Origin of the sequence: Pseudoalteromonas sp. NZS100_1, from assembly GCF_015864285.1 — a bacterium.
Lineage (GTDB): Bacteria > Pseudomonadota > Gammaproteobacteria > Enterobacterales > Alteromonadaceae > Pseudoalteromonas > Pseudoalteromonas arctica.
In genome coordinates this window covers 13042-34319 of sequence record NZ_JADYXN010000037.1, presented here as the reverse complement: position 1 = coordinate 34319, position 21278 = coordinate 13042, and the positions used below count along the sequence as shown (strand labels likewise).

The following is a 21278-nucleotide window of genomic DNA, read 5'->3' as shown; positions in this document are numbered from 1 at the left end:
ACTTTACTCATATCCCAGTTACCTTTAATTGCAGCCCCATTAACCCAAAGCGTTTGAGGAAATGGCGTTTTAGAGCGAGATTCGTTAGCCTCCCTTTTTGTTTTTCTCATGTCTTCTGAGTAGGTATTTTTAATATTTGTTTCACTAAAGGCAATAGTTTCATTAAATTCGAACTGAAGTTCATCAGCTCTGTGTTTGCCAGTGCTAGAAAAAAGGCCGAGACCTAAGTCATCCCAGAAGTACACATCGTTTGCTAAGTGAGTGACCCTGTCGTATGGGCCAAGTATTTTAACCCATTCATCAATGCTGGTATTAAAGACAAGTGATTGGCCTTTAAAGGTTAAATTACAGCCATTAACTTGAAAGTCACTTACTTCAGGAGAGGCTGCTTGTATTGTTTCAGCTGGCTCTAATAATGCAGTAACGGTGCTCACATTTACCTTATCGCAACCAGCTAGCGTTAAAGCGAGTGTTATAAACATAAATCGCTTAATTAAAGTAGTCATAAATATCTCTAAAAAGGGTGGTAAAGTTTGATTGTGTTTGGTTTATTTTATCTTTAAGCGTTTTTGATTGTTCATTAAAATGATCGTGAACCTCATCGATAGAGGTTTTATACGTGCCTTTTCTTATTTTGTCTTCATTTTCATTACTCCACTCGATGATTTCCTTTTCGAATAGTTTCATTAAATCGGGATGTTGAATAATACTATTGGTCAATAAAATTGGGTTTACACTTTTATCACCATCCCAAAATCTTTTAATTGTTTTACCTGCAATCGCAACAGCCTCTCGAGCCACAAGGGCCGCAATTTCATGGAATGGATGCACGTCATGATCTTTAGCCAATTGACTATGGGTCGGGTCAGTTCCTGTTTTACTAATCAGGGTTTGTGCATCATCAATCTGATGCGATACGGTTTCGATGATATGGTGGATTGCAAAGCTACTTACTAAAATAAATATCTCACTGCTGTAATGTAGCATTTTTAATATTAAGTCAGCGACAAAATCGTTTTTGGCTTTTGTTAGCTCGTCACGCCATGATAAAAACTGCTCGTATTTTGCTAGTATATCTACAAAGTCCAACCCTTGATATTGGGTGTTATCTTTTTTAGTATCTGCAGTTTGGGAGGCTGCTAGATCACCTAAAATTACTTTTATCGCAATGTCTGATGCGGTTCTTACCCCTGGTTTAGCCGTTTTAAATTCTTCAATACTGTCTTTAAATAAATCAGCCATTTTTGGACCAATGCTAGCTAATACATCAGTTTGTCCAAATCGCCCTGTTACAATGGGTATTCGGCTATTTTTATTAGGTAAATCAACCACAGGGTACACACTAGAAGCAAGTTGATTGAGCTCTTTGGTTGCAAAGCGGCCCTCTTTACCTAACTTAATAATGCTTACTTCAATAAAGTTTGAGTGGCTAAAGTAATCTTCTAACACATGAAGTGCTTGGCCAAAATGAATCTTGCCTTTATTAGTATCGCCAAATTGCATGGCTAATTTTAGTTGTGCTGCCATATACTGTACAGCAGTGTCAAAAGTCTGGCCTGCTACTGGGGTATTAATATAATTTTTAAGCCCAGTTAATGGGTTTATTGCTATTTGCGATTCAATGTAGGGTTTAGCAAAGTCTGAATCAATAATGCTGTTATCAAATTGGCCATTGGTTTCAGATTTAGGATTATCCATATGTTCTTCTGCGCGGTACACCCCAAGTGTTTGAGGTGTAACGTACTTGTAACAGAATTTACCAATATCTTCACCAAAGCGACTAAACTCTTTCAAAGCAAGAATAGCGACCAATTCAGTAAGCGCGTTACGAGAAAGCCTAATTGTGTCAAGTTCGGGTTTTAAGTGGCCGCTATCTTGTAAGCGTTTTAAAACGTCCTTACTTGGTCTAACTATAGCGGGATCTATAAATTGTGAAAAATCTCGTAACCAATTACCAAAATATATAATTGGTAAATCAGTCTCGGATTTAAAATCTAAATCTGCCAATACAAATTCTATTGAGCGGTGACCATACGATGCTGGGTTTTTATCATCTCCCGTGCCGGCACCAAAAAACTCAAGCTGTTTAGCCATTCCATCATCAGTTTGGTGCTCTTGATTTACATTGTTGAGCATGTTTGCAATATTCGCATTATCGTAAACGAGAGGGCCTGACGAGTCAGGTGAGCTCAAATTTCCTATCTCGATATTGTTAGATTGAAATAGTTCTAGGTCTAATAAACGATAAGCAAAAATAGCACCTTCGTCTTGTTTTGCATCTCCACCAACGTTACTCAGTGTATTTCTTAAGTAATAATCAAGTCCATGTCCATACTCTTCGAGTAATGCACTTAGCATTAATGCTTTACCTTCGTTGTCGGCTAAGGCTTTTTCTATTAATGGATTAGTTAATAAAATACAGTTGTTGGCATTATCAAACGCAGCAAGATGGCCATATATTAGATGAGGTTCAACTTTAATTTCTATATTAGGGAGCTGCTTATCACTAGCCGCTCTATAAAATGCTTGATAAACAGGTATAGGAATATCTTTACCAAATGTTGCAGCCATACTAGTAATAAACGGTACTTCAGCAATTTGTTCTGCTAGTAAATAAAGTTGTTCTCTAGCAAAGTTTGAGCTGAAGCTGTATTCAATAATATCGTTTGTTTTTATAGAACTGTCACTCAAATCAAACGCATTCACTTGGCTAATATTGGCAGGGCTTGCGGTGCTTGGGCTACTGGCTGTTTGTGGGCTAGTTATGTCGTAATCAACCGGGCCATCAAAGGTTATAAATGTGCCATCGAGTGTGAGTACGTTAGTGGCGGTAATATCAACATTACCTTGGCTGTCGAGTTTTATCTCGCCGCCCGCGTTGTGAATAATTAAATCGCCATTGCCTGAGCCCGTAATGCTTATATTATTGTTTGTTTGTAAAAACGTAGAGCCATTAGGCACATTAAGCTTTAAATCACTATTATTGGTTTTAAGGAGTATGTCGCTTTGTGCATGCACTTTTACTGCACGCCCGGTGAGGAGTGAAATTTCACTATCGCTCGTAAGGGTTGTATTTTTACCACTGAACGCTTGGCTGCCACCACTTTGATAATTTATATGGCTGTTAGTTGTGGTTTGCGACACGGTATTTTTAACATCAATAAATTGATTGTTTTTAATAACAAACTGAACATTGTTTTGTTCGGTTTCAAGGCATAGGTCGCGCCCTGCGTGTAGATTAATAGTACCGAGCTGGCTTATCCATTGAATAAATTGGCGGCCTGATTTTATAGCATTTAATTCAATATAGTGCTCACTGGCGAGTGTTTGTAAGATGACTTTGGGCACATCTTTGTCGTCATCAAACAGGAGTTCATTTTGCGCTGCGCTTAATAGGCGATTATGTGTTGGGTTAGCAGCTGTAACTACACTTGGCTGATCGGCGTTTAGTGCAAAGCCCATTATAAATGTGTTGTTTGGGTCGTTATTAATACACCCAATAAGTACCTCAGAGCCACCAACGAGTGGGAAGTGCCAGCCAGTGGCTTGAGGTTGGTTTTCACAGGCATAGAGCGCTAGTTTTTTTAGTGCCGGACTTGATTGAATTACTGGGCGAGCTGTTTTATCAAACTCGTTACGAATACGGTATTGACCGTGTTCATCTACAAATGCATTACTTGTGAGAGATTCTACAGTTGCTGGAAATACCATAGGCTTAGGTGTATGAGGCTCAGGCATTGCTTTGTAAGGGGTACCGCGCTCTATAAATTGCGCTGTGCAGTGGTAGTGGGTTTCACCTTCATGGCTGCTTTCGTCATTTGCTTGATTAAGTGTGTGCTCTATTGCAATGCATAGCAAATCACCACTGGCAAAGCCCATATTATCGTCAAGCGAAATTGAACAGCCCGCAAATACATCAGATACATTACCCGTAAGCGTAACCAGTTTATTGTGTGTGGCTAATGCATTACTAAAGCTTTGTGTTTGTGCTGATGCTTCTGCGCTTGAGTTTGCAGCAGGCTCGAAAAAAGATTGGCTGTTGCTGGCTACTTTTTGAAATTGCCCATGGGCATTACTTTGCGCTGCATTATTATATAAGGTTTGTGTTACTTCACTGTGCATAAAGCCGACAAAGTTACCCCAGTACTGGGCGTTCATCCCCGCGTTTGCTTTAACTTCTAATACACCCGTACTTAAATAAGGGCTGTTGAGGTTGCTGTCACTTATAACAAGTGTTTCGGTGCTTGATTCGCTTTCAATCCAGTAAAAAAGGCCATGCTGTGACATCAAGCGATTAAAAAAGGCCCAGTCACTTTCCATTGCTTGCACACATTGCTTTAAATGCGGTAAGGCGGAGCTGGTCCTAAAAACGATTTGTCCTGATGAATAACCTGCTTTTTGTGCTAAATAATTTAATACATCTTGTACATTTACAGTAATAAAGACTTTACTGTTTGAGGTGTTTTTTAAGGTGGATAGTCGATCTTGAATGTTTATTTTAAAGCGATGTAGATTGTTGAATACACCCATATTGGTAACAGATGTAATCAAGCCGCATTGCTCTCGATATTTTTTGTTTTTATTAACAAAAATAACACTGGCATTAGCAAGTAGGATATCTGTATTAATTTTTACTGAAGATTCAACGGTGAGTGAATAACTAAAGCCTTTATTAATTTTTTCGTAGCCATGTAGGTAAGTAACATTAAAGTCTTTGTCATTAACCTTCAAAAAAAAATTAGATTTAGTCAAAACGTTGCAATCCCTGCTCAGTAAAATTAGTGGCGTAAACATACCTTTTTGTGTGTTAATGATCAACTGGATAATTGTAACCATAAAAAATTTAATTAGATTACCTTTTGATTATCTCGCAAATAAGGATAGTGGGTTTTTGTTGCGTATTTATCATTTATAAATATTAATTAGAGTGTTTATTCTAATTAATTAATTACATTAATATTCTAATATTTTAAACCTTATATAGGTTGACAATAGCGGTAGGGTGTTTGTATTATGCGCCAAATAAATGGATTTATTACTAGCCTTAGACTATGAGTTTTTTAGTTTAACTGATGACAAGGAGCATGTTGTGAATAAAAAAGAGTTTATAAATCAAATAAATAGCTTGTACTCCTTAGCTTGGTCACTTACAGCCAGCGTTTCTTCGCTGCTAGACCAGGTAGGTATTCCTGCCCATCGCGTTTTTTCTGAAAATTCTATAGAACACTTTTTCTTTTTTTTAAATAATCCTCCTAAAAGCAATGAAAAAGTTACTTTAATTAACGGTGATGTTTCTGTTTATATAAAAGAGCTTTCGCTAATAAATACTAAGTTAATTATGTCTATAGATGATGTTGTTACGCAGTCTTTGCTAGTTGATTCTCAAGAAAAAAGCAGAAAGAAGACCTTGTTCGGATTTTTTAAAACTAATAAATGGTCTGATTGTGCGAATGTAAGATTCAATAAAGTTATTTGCCCAGTTTATGAAGCTACTCTTTGCAAAACTAATTTTAATTTTAAATAAAAATATTTATTGAGGTAAAAAATGCGCTTTATTTTAAATGCGATTATAGGTTTATCACTTTCTATAATGTTAACTGGTTGTATGAGTACTAACGTAAGTTTAGATGTTAAGGCAACAGATAACTTAAATTTAAACCAATTTGATGAAGCGTTACCAGTCGTTTTAAAGGTATATCAATTGTCGGATATACAAACCTTTAAAACAGCTACGTTTGAAGAATTATGGAAGTCAGATAAGTCAGTTTTAGCTAATAGTTTAATTACATTAGAAGAGCGAACAATTCACCCTTCTGAACAATCTAAAATTAAGTTTGAACAGGCTGAAAATGCAAGATTTGTTGCTATTGTGGCTTTATTTAGAGACCGCAGTGGAGACAACTGGAAAGCGTATTACCCGCTTGCAGATGGCCCTGTTAAGTTATCTACATCATTAGATGTTTTGGTTACCAATAACGAAGTTCAGTTACCTGGCGTGGATAAGGCTGAGTAATGAATTTAAAAGCTCCCGCAAAGCCCGTTTGGGCTGAAGGTGTTTTGCTTGCCCAGCAACATTTTCAACTATTTGACGATTATCACGATCAAAATCAGGTTGTACGTCAAGCGCTAATATCACCGTTGGCATTTGGTTTACAGCATTTTGCTATTGATGAATCAGCACTTGCTCGCGGCATATTAAAAGTGACCAGTTTTAAGCTACTTTTAGAAAATGGCCGTTTGCTTGATTTCGATCGTCAACATCAAGATGATTTAAAACTAGAGCTTGATAATAACCACCAAGAGAGTGTTATTTATATTGCTATTGCTGCAAATAAAACAGTTAGCAATATTGAAGGTTATGCGGCGAGTGGGCAATTGAGCGCATATGAAGCGGATTATATTGATTTAGAAGATAATCATGATGCGTCGCGTAGTCGTGAGGTATTAGTTGCAAAACCTAAATTTATATTACTGTCTGACTCAGATGTAAAAACTTATTTTGACACCATTGCCTGTTTGAAAATAAGTCGCTCGGAAGATGGATCATTTGTTTTAAATAAACAGTTTGTGCCTCCTTTATTAAATATTAGTGCGTCTGCTTATTTGACTGAATTATTAAACAGAACTGCTAATTTAGTTAATGCAAAAGTTAACGTGCTGCTTAGTAGACGTAAAAATTATGGCTCAGTTACTGACTTTGGGCCAAATGAAATGAATACATTTTTGTTACTTAATGCAATGGCTCCATCAGCCAAGCGTTTAGATCATCTTAAAAACTTGTCATTGGTTCATCCGGAACGTTTGTATTGTGAGCTTGTTGATTTAATTAGTTCAGTTTCAATGTTTGAGCACAGCGATTTAGTTAACCAAGTACCACCATACCAGCATAAAAATTTAAGTAATGTATTCGGTCAGCTTGATGGCCTATTAACTCGTTTACTTGAAGGGGTTGTTCCTAAGAAAATGGTGGGCTTGAAACTTGAAAAAACCTCTAACGCTATTTATCAAGTTGCCACTATTGATTCTGCCACTTTTACAAATAACGACTTTTATTTAGCTGTGTATTTTGAATCTGAAGACACAAAATGGATTGAAACATTTAGTGACCAAGTAAAAGTTGGAGCAAGCGAAAAGCTCGATATCATGATTTCATCTGCTTTAGCGGGTGTACAACTAACGCATTGTCAGCGACCTCCGAATAAGCTGGCCATAAAAAGTGGGTATGAATACTTCAGGCTTGAGTCGCATGGTTTCATTTGGCAGCAAATTATTGAAGAGCAATCATTAAGCCTATTTGTACCATTTGGATTGCAAAGTGCACAAATTGAAATTGTTACCGTAGCACGTAATTAACGTTGAGTTGAAATTATGCAAGAAGCACAAAAAGAACAAGATTTAGTCGCGTGTATTTCGCCTGTAATTAATGCGCTAACACCATTAAAACTAAAGCAATCTACTAACTTAGAGCTTGAAGAGTTTAGAGAAAATTTACTAACTAGTTTTGATGACTATGAGCGTAATTGTTACTCGCAACAGGTAACAACAAGTTTAATGCAAGAAGTTAAGTTTGCTCTTACGGCTATGTGTGATGAATTTGTTATGAGTTCAGGTGCTCATTTTAGAATGGATTGGATGTCTCGACCGCTACAGCTTGAATTTTTTGGTAACAACCGAGCTGGTGAAGAATTTTTTGAACGTTTAGGTAAGTTGCGTACCGGCGGAGAGCAAAAGCTAGCTGCATTAGAGGTTTATTATATTTGTCTGCAGCTTGGCTTTGAAGGCATTTACAAAGTTAAAGGCATTGAGCAATTAAAAGCGTTAATTGTTGATGTTAGAGCTCAAATTGAAGATATAAAAGGAACACCGAGTTCTCAATTATCTGATAACGGTATACCTGCAGAAGGGTTTGCTATGAAGGTGGGGCGTAATATTCCTTATTGGGTGATTTTGGCTATTTGCTTGGGTTCTATTGCCTCATTATTTGCTGGATTTCATTATGTAATTAATAAGCAAGCAACGCAGAGTACTCAGGTAATAGACAACCAAATTGAAGTGCTGACTCAGCTCAATAAAACCAACGAAACACGATAGGTAACACAATGCAGGGAAGAGTTAATAAAAGCGGTTTAGTTCATTTTTTATTGGGCTTGGTATCATCGCGTGCAACGGGTCAACTTATTGGCTTTATAGCCGTTTTGAGTATTGTGTGGTTTGCCGGTCGCATGGTGGGTTTAGATACTACCGATAAAAAATTAATTGCGATGGGTGCTGTAACCGCTGTTTTTGTTTTATTTATTTTTATTCGTTGGTTATGGACTAAGCGCTCAGGCGATAAGTTAGCTTCTGAATTAGCAAGTCATAATGCCGGTTCGAGTGCTGAATTAAGCGAAATTAAAGAAAAAATGCAAGAAGCATTGGGGTCTTTAAAAGCATCTCATTTAGGTGCGGGTTATCGTGGTAATACCGCTTTATACGCTTTGCCTTGGTATATGATTATTGGCCCTTCGGCTACAGGGAAAAGTACTTTATTTGCAAATTCGGGCTTACATTTTCCTTACTCTAATTCGAGTGAATTGCATATCCAAGGTTTTGGTGGAACGCGCAATTGTGACTGGTGGTTTTCAGATCAAGCTATTTTAATTGACACAGCAGGGCGTTACACAACTGAGCAGTCAGAAAACAAAGAGTGGTTGTCATTTTTAGCGCTCCTTAAAAAATACAGGCCAAAGCTGCCTATAAATGGCGTAATGGTGGCTATTAGCGTTGCAGATGTATTAACTTCCGACAGTGAAGAAATTCGTCAACATGTAAAATTAGTACGTGAGCGTATAGAGGAGCTAATTACTCAACTTGGCGTTATCTTTCCTGTATATATTACTTTTACTAAAACTGACTTAATAAGTGGTTTTGAACCTTTTTTTAGCGACTTATCTGAAAAAGAGCGTGAGCAAGTATTTGGTGCTTACTTACTCGATATTAGTGAAGATCAAAAAAATGATCCTGCGGAAATGTTTGAAGTTCGTATGCAGGAGCTATATGAGCGACTGTGCGAGCAACGATTAAGTAAAGTTGCACGCGAGCGCAATGAGCATCGTAAGCAACTAATACTAGATTTTCCTAACCAATTTCAATCGGCTTCAACTAAGTTAACTGAGTTTGTTAACTTGCTGTTTAAGTCTAATCCGTATCAAGAAGTTCCTTGGTTTGCTGGTGTTTATTTTACATCGGGTACGCAAGAAGGAACGCCTATTGAACGCATTACTAATGGTGTACGAGATCAATTTGGTGCGGTTGTAGTTGACCAAAAACAAGAAAGTATTACTCAAAGTTATTTTATTAACCGCGTATTTAATGATGTTATTTTTAAGCTGCAGGATTTAACGCGAGGAAACAGAAAAAAACGGTTAGTAGGACGCTGGTTAAAAGGTTTAACCGTTACTTCGGGCTTGGCATCTATTGCCGCAATTACAGCACTTCTTATTACGTCATACACGAGTAATCAACTATTACTTAATCAAGGTGAGTCACGTGTAAAAGCTGTTGTTGAAGCTAATGTAAGTAAGGCTAAAGATGAGCAAAAGCTCGCGGCTACGCTAGCTTTATTTGAGCACTATGGTCAGCTTAAAACTTACGAAGATTCACTTCCGTGGTATTTTATATTTGGTATTTATGAAGGTGATGAAACCTTAAATAGTGTTGCAAATGTACTATTTAATCAAATGAATCAACTTATTACTTACCCAGGTGAAGAACATCTACTTGCACAAATAAAGCAGTACGAAACTCAGTGGTTTGACAATGAAGATGAAGCAAAAGCAACTATTCGTCAGCAGTATTATGATGCACTAAAAATGCATTTAATGATGAGTACGAACCCTGAGCATATTTCAACGGAGTTTGCTAAAGAGCAATTGCTTAATTTTATTGCTGAGCATTTTCATATAGACATAAATGCACAAGAGCAAGCGCCAATTTATACACAACTGAGTAGCTTAGTTGATATGTACCTACAAAATATGGGTAGCGATATAGAGCAACCAGGTAAAATTGCATTTTGGCAAACTAACGAAACATCAATAGCACTCGCGCGCGATAACTTAAATACCCAGCCAGAGGCTTTCCCGTTATATCAACAAGTAATTACAAGTTTTGCTGAACGTAAAAAGCCATTGTTATTAAACGATTTTATGATTTCTAAAAATCGTGATGTATTTAAAAGTAAGTATAAAATCCCGTATGTTTATACAAACTTAGGTTGGCAGGAATATGTATTCCCAGAGATTAAACGTATTTCACGTTTGGTATTCTCAGGTGACTGGGTTATGGGTTCAAGCGATGAAAATGGTCAAAATGTTGTTGACGAAGCACAAGCTGAAACCTTGGCAAAGGCTATGCGTGCATATTACTTTAAAGACTACGGCAATACTTGGTTTGCTTTTATAGATAGCATAAAAGTACCTGCATTTAGAGATCTAAACGATGCAAGTATCGACTTTGCACGCCTTTCATCGATGGACGGCCCTTTTAACGATTTAATGAAACTGATTAACGACAATATTACGCTTGCTGACGCGCCTTTGAAAAGCCAAGCTTCAATAGGCAAGACCGCTGCTGATGTTGCAAATAAATTAGCTTTAAATACACCAACAATCACTCAAATGAGTACGGTTAGAGCGCCAGAGCTTGAAAGCCGATTTGCTGATTTAAGACGTTTTGCACAGCCAAATGAAGATAAAAACTCTTCTGATTACTTAAGGCAGTACATTAGTTCATTAAGTAGCATTCATTCAGATATTAAAGCTATGGCAGCGAGTAATGAAGATGATGCTCAAGCAATGATATTTGCGCAGGACTTACTTTCAGGTAACAGCCAAAGTAATGCATTGCAGTCTTCGTGGATTATTATTGAGAGCCAAACCCGAGCATTAGACCCTCAAACTAAAGAAACGCTAGATAAGTTATTTAAAGCCCCGCTTCACGGTGGTATAGCGACTGTCATGGCAAAAGCACGTACTCAGCTTAATCAAGAATGGGAAAACCAAGTTTATACTATGTACAACAGTAGTTTAGCTGGTAAATACCCGTTTAACTTAACAGGCCCTGATGCTGCTATAGCAGATGTTTCTGAGTTTTTAAATTCTGAATCTGGGATTTTATGGAGCTTTATTAATACCCAACTCAAACCATTTATGAAAGTACGCCGCGGTGTGTGGGAAGAAAAACAATGGAATGGTGTAGGTATTGGTTTTAGCGCGCAATTACTTGATGGTTTAACTAAAGCAAATAAAGTAACTCGTTCGTTGTTCTCTAGCGGTGCTGATAGTGCTGGTTTTACTTTTCAAATGATGCCGGTTCCACACCGAGGTATTCGTGAAACGTACCTAGGCTTTAGTGAGCAAGGTTATCGTTATCGTAATGAGCCTGAAGAATGGCGTAATTTTTCGTGGCCTGGTCGAGGGGCTGCAGAAAAAGCGGTTCTGTATGGTTTAGATAATAAAGGGCGTCGTATTTCTATCGAGCAAGACGGGCCTTGGGCACTACTAAAAGTACTTAACTCAGCCAACGTTAAATGGATTAAAGGCACGGAGTTTTTAGCAACCTGGGAATTAAAAGATAAATCTGAAAAGCCGTTAACGGTGCAGTTTTCTCTTAAATCAGGTCGCAACAGCGGTATATTTTCAAAATACATGCTTACGTCGTTTGCATTACCAAGCTCTTTGTTTTCGCAAAGCCCTAGTTTGGCTCAATCGCAATCGCGAACGATGCAATAGGCCGCCTAGCAATGTTTAATTTATTTACTAAAAAGAAAACACCGACACTGGTTAAGCAACACAGCTTTGGTTTTATGGGTAAAACACCAATAAGACCAGACTTTGTAAAGCTTAATATTTCATCTAGAGAATCGGTTGGATTTGATCATTGGTTGCAAGAGGGCTTTGCACATTTAAACCGTGGTAGAAAAACAACGGATACAAGCCACTTGAATGGAACTAAGTCGTTGTTTTTTATATCGGGTAATGCTGATGATGGTGGCTTACTTGGGGTTTTACAGCCAAGTAAAGATAGCAGTGGGCGTTTTTACCCATTTAGCTCTTTTGTGCATAGTGGGCTTGATACATATAAGCGTCACCCGGCTTTTTTATTTTTATTTGCAAGCCAAGTAATAGAGCACCTTTTAGGTGTAAACGAAAACATTAAACAAGCTGCCAGTATTAATGAAATGGAGCAAAAAGCACAAGATTATAATCGTGTAGCTGATGCACTTAAACAGCAACCAAACTTAACTCTAGAGCTTGATAAACTTAGAACTATTCCGATGAGCGTTTTTTGGCAGCATTTAGGCCTGAACGATATTGCTAAAAGAGCAATTTTAATTGAAGAGCTATCGGCTGTGCTTAAATCTATCGCTAATAGAGGGTGTTTAAGAAGTCAGTTTGGTATTCGCCTACCAATGCCTAGTTTTAGTCATGAAAGTGCCTTAGTTGCCGGGTTTTGGTTGCACTTAGTTGCATCTATGGTGGCAGATCATAATTGGCAGCCTTGGTTTTTTTATCAGTTAGGTGATGAGAATCAAGCGCCTAGTTTAACTATTTTTTGTAGGCCTATTCCAGCGTCATACTTTAATAGTGTGTGGGAATACGATAAAAAAACAAACGATATTGTTGATCTATGTAATTTAAAAGTAGAAAAACAGCCGTCTTCACAAACACTTAATTTTGCTGATATGGATAACGTGAGTGTTTACGATGCACTTCGTCGTTGGTGTAAATCATGAGTAATAAAGCGCCGCATACACATACCACCTGGATTGAATGGCTTGAAGCATTAAGTGCTCCTCTGCCGGGGAACAAGTGTGGAGAAGATTTAAAATATGAAGAAACATTTAAAGCATTAAAAGCATCTTCATCAGGGGTGGGGGAAGTTGACTTTAAAGTGATGTTTATACAAGCATCCGATTTACTCAACACTCAAAGTAAAGATTTACGCATAGTAAGTTATTTAGCACTAGCTGCAACAAGTGAGTTTGGGGTTACAGGTTTAACGCATACGTTATTGTTATTTAATCGTTTGTTGACTACTTATACGGATGAGGTACACCCACTAAAAGCCAGAATGCGCGCTGCAGTCAATACATGGTTTTTGCAACAGCAAGAGCGTTTAAAAGGTGTTGCCCAAGGCCATAATACAAACGCTGAGCAATGGCCTGAGCTTATAGCTGCTTTAACCCAATACAACGAGCAGTGTGTTGGGTTGCTAGATAACGAATCTGGTCCTTTATCGACTTTGAATGAGTGGGCTAAAGAACAAGAAAAACGAAACCCAGTGCCTGTAGCTGAACCAGAGCAAGAAGAAAAAGCGATTAGCACAGAGCAAAAATTAGCTGAGAATTCAGCTGTAACGGCTCCAAAATCAGAAACTAATAATTCGGCACCAGCCGCAGTTGCTAGCCAGGTTAGTATTGGTAATGCTGATATTGCCTCAGATACAGCGTATTTAAGTGCGGTTAGGCAGCTACTTAACTTTGATAAAGAACAAAATAACATTGAACGAGTAATAAAGTTATCGCGAGCTGCACGTTGGACAAGATTGGCATTACCGGCTAACGAAAATGGAAAAACGCGTTTACCCGCTCCTAGAGCTGCAGCATTTGCTCCAATTGAAAATGCATTGGCAAGTGAGCAACCTGAACAAGCTTTAAATTTAGCCGAAGGGTTGTTTATGGAAGGGGCTATGCAATTTAATTTAAATCTCCAAGTACTTAGTTTAAATGCATTAAAAAAATTAAATAAATTGCCGCTTGTTCATTGGCTTGAACAACAATTAGTGAATTTAAATGAGCAGTTTCCTGCTTTAGTTTCCCTACAGTATGACGATGGAAGCCCGTTATGTTCATCTGTAAATAAAGAGTTTTTAAAAGAGTTATCACATTCTGCAAAAACAGAGTCTGTTAGCTCCCAAAGTAGTGCGTTTGATGAGCAATATAGCGAATTAATACAAGACGTCGAAAAAGGGCAGTTATCGACGGCATTAATTAAAGTCGATCAAATAAATATTTTAAACGATTTTGACAAAGCTCAAGCGCAATTATTAAAGGCTAAGTTATTAATAAAAGCTGAGCATTACGAACATGCTTTAGCGTTGTTAGGGGTGTTACTAAAACAAATAAAAGCGCATGATTTAGCGCAATGGCAACAATGTTTTTGCATGGAAGTATGGCGATTTTCCAAGCAGTGTTATGCAAGTTTGTCACAAACGCCAGAAGATGAAATGAGTTTAGCTGCTAAACATATTAGTCAGCAAATGATGGTAACTAACCCTGCACAAGCATTAGCGTGGGTTTAGTTACAAGGGCTTGACTAATATGTCGAGGTTTAATTGGAATTGAGTCGGTAGATAACCAAACTGCAAAGGAAAAAACATGAGTGATACATTTCAAAAAGAGATCCCCAGAGCTCGGATCAATATTTCGTTAGAGCTTGATACAGATGGCGCTTCACAAAAAAGTGAATTGCCATTAAAAATGCTAGTAATTGGTGACTACTCAAATGGTCAAAATAGCCAAGAACTATCTGAGCGTGAGCGCGTAACAATTAATAAAAATAATATTGAGCAAGTGCTTAAAGATATGGCGCCTAAAGCGAACTTTCAGGTAGCAAATAAAATTAAAGGTGAGGGCGAAATTAGCGTAAACCTTGAGTTTGATTCTTTTAAATCGTTTGACCCAGAATCAGTTGCTTCTCAAGTGCCAGAGCTTAATAAAATGATGGCTATGCGTAATTTACTTCGCGACCTTAAATCTAATTTATTAGATAACTCATCACTTCGTAAAGAATTAGAGCGTGTATTACAAAATCAACCAGAGCTAGATGAATTAAAAGCTAAACTGGATGAAATTGCGCCGCTGGCTTCTGAAGATGAAAAACAACCAATAACTGAATAAGGAGATTACCATGTCAATGCAAGAACAATTAAATGTTGCCGCGCATACCACGGAGCAAGCTCCTTTATCTACTTATGAAAATATATGTGGAATGGTTGATATTTCTCCAGTTTCAGATGAAATCAAACTTGATTCATTCAGAGATGCAAGCAACCTAGCCGAAACTCGTGCAAATGAGCGCTTAACAGCAGCTATAAATGTATTTTTAGATATGGCTAGCAGTAGCGGTCAAGAAGTAACGCGAATTGATAAATTACTTTTAGATGATTACATCGCAAAAGTAGACATTATTATTTCTCAGCAGTTAGACCAAATTTTACATCATCCAAATTTTCAAAAAATGGAATCAGCATGGCGCTCGTTACGCTACTTAATTAGCCGTACGCCTAACAACGCTAATATTAAAATAGAAATGCTTGATGTAGATAAAGAAACTCTAAGAGATGACTTTGAAGAGGCGCCTGATACAACGCAATCTGCACTATACAAGCATGTATATACCTCAGATTACGATACGCCAGGTGGTGAGCCAGTATCTACAATGGTTTCGAACTTTGAATTTGATTGTTCGGCACCCGATGTATCGTTACTGCAAGAAATATCTCGTGTATCTGCAGCTGCGCATTGTCCGTTTATGGGTAGTGTAGGTCCTAAGTTTTTTCTTAAAGACTCATTGGAAGAAGTGTCTAAAATCCAAGATTTGGGTTCTTACATGGAACGCGCTGAGTTTCTTCGTTGGAAAAACTTCCGTGAATCAGAAGACTCTCGTTACATTGGTTTAGCATTCCCACGCTTTTTACTACGTCTACCTTACGGTGAGACAAATCCTCTTCGTAACTTTAATTACCAAGAAGATGTAAGTGCGCAGCATCATGAGCGTTACTTATGGGGTAATGCAACATTTGCATTTGCTGCAAACATTATCCGTAGTTTCCATGATAATGGTTGGGCTGTAAATATTCGTGGGCCGCAATCAGGTGGTAAAGTTGATAATCTTCCGCTGCATTCATTTGAAGCTGGTAAAGGTGTAGAAACTAAAATACCGACTGAAGTACTGATTTCTGAAACTAAAGAGCTTGAATTTGCTAATCAAGGTTTTATACCGCTTAGTTATTATAAAAATTCAGATTTTGCATGTTTCTTTTCAGCTAATAGTGCCCAAAAGCCGCAGGTTTTTGAAACAAATGAAGCAACAGCTAATGCAAGAATTAACTCACGCTTACCATATATTTTCTTAGTATCGCGTATTGCGCATTACTTAAAAGTTTTACAACGTGAAAATATTGGTTCAAGCAAACCTCGTCATGAATTAGAGCAGCAGCTTAATGATTGGCTTGGCGCATTAGTAACTAAAATGAACAACCCAGATGAATCTCTTATTGCTACACATCCACTAAAAGATGCAAAAGTAACTGTAGCAGAGATTCCAGGTAACCCTGGTTATTACAGAGTAAGTACGTACATTGTACCTCATTTCCAAGTTGAAGGGATTGATGTTCGTTTAGCGCTAGTAGGGCAAATGCCTGGCGAAAAATGAACTGCTACGCCGCCAATGAAACGGATTTAAGTACTATCAAATGCGTCTATTTGGTGAGTAGTTGGCTGGTGTACATAAAGGATTAAGACTTATAGTCTAAAAAATTGCCCCAAGTTGGTTGCAACCAACTTGGGACATTAAAAGGAGTTTAAAAATGAAGTGCCCAAATTTAAGTGGATTGGAGTTTTCTAAAAAAAATCTAGAGTATTTAGATAAAGCTAGAGAACTTACTAGACATACAGATCAACTTACAAAAGCACTAAGCTTCGGTAGTCTAGCTGCAATTTTTGTAGGTAATGGGGCCTTGGTCGCACAATTTAATATATCTAATACAGATTTTGCTTTGATGGCTGAGTCGTTATCCTCAGTGTCAAAAATTAAAAGATATGAGCTACAAAAAATTTCATATAGTGCTTATAGAAATAGTAGTTCTTATAAAGAGCGAGAATTTTGGAAGGCAATGATAAATGGTTGTAAAAATGATTAGAATATTGTGTATGTTCAGCTTGTTTTTGGTTTGCATTGCAAACGCAGTGGCCAGTGATAATAAAGTTTTTTTTGCGAAGAAAAAGCTACAGCTAGCAACAGTCGCATTTGAAAAGCAGATGGATAAATGTTTTTCAAATGCGAATAAAGTAAGCAGTACTGAGTTACAAAATGATGGTATTAGCTTAGAGATGACAAAGACAGCTATTGATTATATGCATTATTCTGCGCTGAGTACTTGCATGAAAGTTCAGTACGAAAATTATTTAAAAGCAGGTTACTTTTACAAAACAGTTACATTAAGTAAGGATATTGGTGATATTGATAGCTTTGTTTCAAATACTTGGGTATCTGAATTAGACGCAGAGTATAAGTTTAAGCAATTACCTAAAAGTGTACAGCAACACTTCGAAAAGTTAGCTGTTTTGCAAACTCCATTTGACGCGATGTCGTTAATACTAGAGTTAGATAATCCGTCTTTGTAAAAATTGCCCCAAGTTGGTTGCATCCAACTTGGGACATATTCCCCAGTGGCATGAAGCAGAGGGCTTTTTGGGGGGCATAAATATTACTATTTATGCCAATGCCAACTAACAGGAAACACTTCATTCTAAAAGGAGAATAATGAAATGGCAATTCCAGCGTACATGTGGTTAAAGGATGACCAAGGTAATGACATCAAAGGTTCTGTAACTGTTGCAGAGCGTGAAGGTTCAATTGAGATCCTACACTTTGATCATGAACTTCGTATTCCTACGGATAACGATACAGGTGAACTTACAGGTACTCGTAAGCATGAACCTTTTGTAATTACAAAAGCTGTTGATGCGGCTACGCCGTACTTGTACAAAGCGTGTTCAAACGGTCAAACACTTAAGCAATTAGAGCTTAAATGGTACCGTATTGATGACACAGGGACTGAGCGTGAATATTTCTGCCACAAGTTGGAAGATGTAAAAATCACTTCGATCTCACCAACAATGCATAACGTTAAAGACTTAGACAAGGAGCGTTACCCGCACCTTGAAACAGTTTGTCTACGTTACAAACGCATTACTTGGACTTACTTAGATGGCAACATCGAGTTCTCTGACTCTTGGACTGAAGGTCGTTAATTAGTCAGTAATTTTGAAGGATATGCGCAAGCATATCCTTTTATTGAGATGTAGATATGGCGTTATTCGATTTTTTAACTCAACCAGTTACACGCAATGGCCATCATGGTTTTCAAACTGATGAGCAGGTTAGTGTGTGCAAGCATTTAAATGAGCTTTTAAATGCAAGAAGAGGCGTGTTAAAGCACTTGTCTGACTATGGTTTGCCCGATGTAGAGGATATTTACGAGGGGTTACCATACTCACAACACACGTTAGCGTTTGAGGTTAAAAAATTGATAGAAAAGTACGAACCACGCGTACGATATGCAAATGTAACACCTGTTGAAATTAAAGAAGATAATTGTGTAATAAGGCTAGATATTCAAGCGTTTTTAACGAGCGGACAAAGTATCAAGCTAAACACTCGATTTGAATCTGGCGGTAAAGCAGATGTTATGCAACATGCAAAAAACAATAATTAATATTATTTAAAGGATTGATGAATGCAGCAATATTTTGATGCACAAATGCGCTTGTTAACCCAAGCTGGTAAGCAGTTTGCTCAGTTTTATCCTGAGCATGCAGGAATGCTTAACATTGATGCATTAAAAGATAGAGACCCTCATATTGAGCGCTTATTAGAAGGCGTAGCGTATTTAACTGCCCATACTCAAAAGCGTTTAGATGAGTCAGTACCTGAAGTTTCAGAGCAAGTGCTGCGTCAACTGTGTCCAATACTCCTAAGTTATTATCCTTCTAGTACTGTGGTGCAATTTAAGCCTAAATTGGCTATGCAAAAAACACACTCTATTTTAAAAGGTTTACAGCTTAATCCGCCTAAAGCAAAGGCCGATAATAAAAAAATAATTTTTAGCACAACTCACGGTTTAGATGTTGTCCCATTGGATGTTGAACATGTTAGATACCAAGAGTCGCACTTGGGTGCAGAGCTACGAATAGGGTTTAAGTTTGTATGCCAAGGTGAACGCAGCAATTTTGATTTATCTAAGCTAAATTTTTATTTACGTGGTGATACACCATTATGCAGTGCTTTATTTCAGTTGTTAAAAACACCTAATAAACAAGCTGAACTTGATTTTGGTTCTAATCATTTTGAGTTCAATAAAAAGTTAAAAGCAAAAGGCTGCAGTGCTACTTATTTAGATATAGATGGCGCTTTACTGCCTAGTGCAGCTAAAAGCCATCCCGGATATGCACTATTACTTGATTATTTTAATGCAAAAGATCGGTTTTACTTTTTAACATTTGATGGTTTAAAAGACGAAGAGTTTCCTGAGCATATTGACCGTTTTGAAGTGGTATTTAGAGGGGATAATAAACTACCGCCGGGCCATCAGTTAAGTAAAGAAAATATTTTAATCAATTGTGTGCCAGCAGTTAATTTATTTAGCCAAGCCGCAGAGCCCATTAAAATAGAGCCTAACCGTACTGATTATATGATAAGTGCAGATCAGACTCGTTTTGACCACGTTTTTAGCTACACGGTTGATGCAGTTGCTGGTCGAAATTCTGTAACGGGGCAATCGTATGATTATACGCCTCGTTATCAAAGCGTATTTGAAGACGAGAAAAAGCTATTTACTGTGCTCACTAAAGATGTAGGTGCAGCAGCCCCAACTCATTATTTACAACTCCCTTTTAATTTAGAAGATGAAAAAGAAACTCTATCAGTTGATTTAACCTCTTTTAATGCTGGTTGGCCTCGTCAGCTTTTGCAAGAGGGAGACTTGAGCGAAGGCGGAAAAGACATGCCGAGTATCGTTGAGGTAAAAAATGTTATACGCCCAACTAATTATTTAGCATGTCCAAGTCAGCCAAAGCATTGGCAGCTTATTAGCTTGTTAAATGTAAAGTTTTCGCAAATTACGCAAGTTACAGAGCTAAAAAGGTTACTTGTGTTGTTTGACTGGTCTGATAAAGCTGAGAATAGATTAAGAATTGAAAGCATTTTAAAAATAACAGCAACGCCAATCAGCCAAATTAAGCGCGGAATATTTATCAAAGGTGTTGATGTACTTATTGATATTGATGAAAGCAAATTTGTTGGTGATGCCGATTTATATCATTTTTGTAATGTATTACATGAATTCTTTTTAATGTATGCCCCTATAAACGAAAGCGTACAAACGCGTGTTAATGCAATTCCTAGTTATAAGTCATGGAGTTGGGATATTGAACCAGGTAAGAGCTATCAGCTATGAGTTATGCTGAGAAAAGCCATGCGCATCCTGTTTGGTCTAAGTTACCCGCCCCAATAGAGCTACTTATAGAGCAGCCTTGGCGGTTTAACTTATTTAAAGCGATGAGCTTAATAGAAAAACACTGGGCTGCGCCTCAAGAGCTAGAGCAAGGGATCAGTAATAGGGTTGTTTTTAAACCTTTTAAAGAGCTTGGTTTTCCGGCTACTGATGTACGCGAATGTGTATTAGAAAACGACGGCAGGGGAAGATTAAGCTTATCGACCTCTTTTTTAGGCTTGTATGGTGTAGATGCACCCATGCCACATTATGTATTAGAGCAAGCAGCAAGTGATGAGCAAAGCGGTGACCGCGTTCGTCAGTTTTTAGATATATTTAATCATGTGTTGTATTGCCAACTTTTTCAGGCCTGGAAAAAGTCGCAAATTAATATAGCAGGCAGAGGCGCGAGCCAATTTGATGGGTTAGTTGAATCTATTTTACTGGGAAAAACTGATCAAAAAATTCAGTGTGGTATTGCCAGTTTAAAGCAAACTAGCGCTGCTGGCTTAGCGCAGCTTCTTAAACATAGTTTAAATATAGACACGCTAAAGGTTGACGACACACGAGCTAATTGGCAAAAAATAGATACGCCCAGTGCAATAGGCGAAGAGAGCCAAATGGTTTTAGGTAACTCTGCAGTAATTGGTACACAGGTATTGGTTAGCGGAAGTATTTTAACAATAGATATAGGCCCAGTTAATAGTGATACAGCCATGAGCTTAACGCCAAGAAGCGAAGAAGGTATAAAAATGGCGGCACTATTATCTGCGCATCTACCAAGTAATGTAGAGTGGGTTTGCCAAATAAAGGTAGCTAATGAGGCGGTTGCTGAGCAAGCACTTGGTCAGCAACCGTTAGTACTTGGACACAATTCATATTTAGGGGCTGCAGCTGCAAATACAACAACACATAGCTACAGTCATCAACAGTATAAACACTAAGGAATTAAGGATAAA

16 protein-coding genes and 1 pseudogene are annotated in these 21278 nt (G+C 37.7%); 15 read left to right on the top strand and 2 right to left on the bottom strand.

Translation table 11 applies throughout. The annotated features are described in order from the left end of the window. Together I6F66_RS18465 and I6F66_RS18460 are read right to left on the bottom strand one after the other, a co-directional pair. A pseudogene (locus I6F66_RS18465) lies at nt 1–506 on the bottom strand (hypothetical protein); the annotation flags it as partial. Next, complete coding sequence (locus tag I6F66_RS18460; protein WP_197209554.1) at nt 490–4752, bottom strand: HET-C-related protein; 4263 nt, start codon at nt 4750–4752, stop codon at nt 490–492. The gene I6F66_RS18460 and the pseudogene I6F66_RS18465, both read right to left, overlap by 17 nt. Nucleotides 4753–5026: 274 nt before the next feature. Between I6F66_RS18460 and I6F66_RS18455 the strand changes: the two genes are divergently transcribed. From I6F66_RS18455 to tssG, 15 genes are all read left to right on the top strand, one after another. Then, nucleotides 5027–5524, top strand: a complete 498-nt coding sequence (locus tag I6F66_RS18455) for a hypothetical protein (protein ID WP_231609714.1) — start codon at nt 5027–5029, stop codon at nt 5522–5524. Between the two features lie 21 nt (nt 5525–5545). Continuing rightward, nucleotides 5546–6013, top strand: coding sequence for a type VI secretion system lipoprotein TssJ (gene tssJ / locus I6F66_RS18450; protein WP_165729449.1), 468 nt, complete (start codon nt 5546–5548; stop codon nt 6011–6013). Then, on the top strand, nt 6013–7353 hold the full coding sequence (gene tssK / locus I6F66_RS18445; protein WP_165729450.1) for a type VI secretion system baseplate subunit TssK: 1341 nt from the start codon (nt 6013–6015) through the stop codon (nt 7351–7353). Before tssJ ends, tssK begins: the two co-directional genes overlap by 1 nt. Before the next feature lie 15 nt (nt 7354–7368). Continuing rightward, the gene (gene icmH, locus I6F66_RS18440; protein WP_007584493.1) at nt 7369–8091 is read left to right on the top strand and encodes a type IVB secretion system protein IcmH/DotU; all 723 of its coding nucleotides are present in this window, start codon (nt 7369–7371) and stop codon (nt 8089–8091) included. 8 nt (nt 8092–8099) lie between these two features. Then, entirely contained in the window at nt 8100–11771 is a 3672-nt protein-coding gene (tssM, locus tag I6F66_RS18435) for a type VI secretion system membrane subunit TssM (RefSeq protein WP_197120036.1), read from the top strand. Nucleotides 11772–11782: 11 nt separating this feature from the next. Then, nucleotides 11783–12775, top strand: coding sequence for a type VI secretion system-associated protein TagF (gene tagF / locus I6F66_RS18430; protein WP_007584486.1), 993 nt, complete (start codon nt 11783–11785; stop codon nt 12773–12775). Then, nucleotides 12772–14343 carry a TssA family type VI secretion system protein gene (locus I6F66_RS18425; RefSeq protein ID WP_197209553.1) on the top strand — a complete coding sequence of 524 codons (1572 nt, stop codon included), beginning with the start codon at nt 12772–12774 and terminating at the stop codon, nt 14341–14343. The genes tagF and I6F66_RS18425 overlap by 4 nt, the downstream gene beginning before the upstream one ends. Before the next feature lie 76 nt (nt 14344–14419). After that, entirely contained in the window at nt 14420–14941 is a 522-nt protein-coding gene (gene tssB, locus I6F66_RS18420; RefSeq protein WP_165729453.1) for a type VI secretion system contractile sheath small subunit, read from the top strand. 10 nt (nt 14942–14951) lie between these two features. After that, nucleotides 14952–16478 carry a type VI secretion system contractile sheath large subunit gene (tssC, locus tag I6F66_RS18415; RefSeq protein WP_024594497.1) on the top strand — a complete coding sequence of 509 codons (1527 nt, stop codon included), beginning with the start codon at nt 14952–14954 and terminating at the stop codon, nt 16476–16478. 154 nt (nt 16479–16632) lie between these two features. Beyond that, on the top strand, nt 16633–16965 hold the full coding sequence (locus I6F66_RS18410) for a hypothetical protein (protein ID WP_024592020.1): 333 nt from the start codon (nt 16633–16635) through the stop codon (nt 16963–16965). Then, on the top strand, nt 16946–17449 hold the full coding sequence (locus tag I6F66_RS18405) for a hypothetical protein (protein WP_197176977.1): 504 nt from the start codon (nt 16946–16948) through the stop codon (nt 17447–17449). Before I6F66_RS18410 ends, I6F66_RS18405 begins: the two co-directional genes overlap by 20 nt. Before the next feature lie 144 nt (nt 17450–17593). Continuing rightward, on the top strand, nt 17594–18079 hold the full coding sequence (locus I6F66_RS18400; RefSeq protein ID WP_007584479.1) for an Hcp family type VI secretion system effector: 486 nt from the start codon (nt 17594–17596) through the stop codon (nt 18077–18079). A gap of 56 nt (nt 18080–18135) precedes the next feature. Then, on the top strand, nt 18136–18543 hold the full coding sequence (gene tssE, locus I6F66_RS18395; protein WP_165729455.1) for a type VI secretion system baseplate subunit TssE: 408 nt from the start codon (nt 18136–18138) through the stop codon (nt 18541–18543). 21 nt (nt 18544–18564) lie between these two features. After that, a complete protein-coding gene (gene tssF, locus I6F66_RS18390; protein WP_197209552.1) occupies nt 18565–20283 on the top strand; it encodes a type VI secretion system baseplate subunit TssF in 1719 nt (572 codons plus the stop codon). Then, the gene (gene tssG / locus I6F66_RS18385; RefSeq protein WP_197209551.1) at nt 20280–21263 is read left to right on the top strand and encodes a type VI secretion system baseplate subunit TssG; all 984 of its coding nucleotides are present in this window, start codon (nt 20280–20282) and stop codon (nt 21261–21263) included. The genes tssF and tssG overlap by 4 nt, the downstream gene beginning before the upstream one ends. Nucleotides 21264–21278 lie beyond the last annotated feature (15 nt).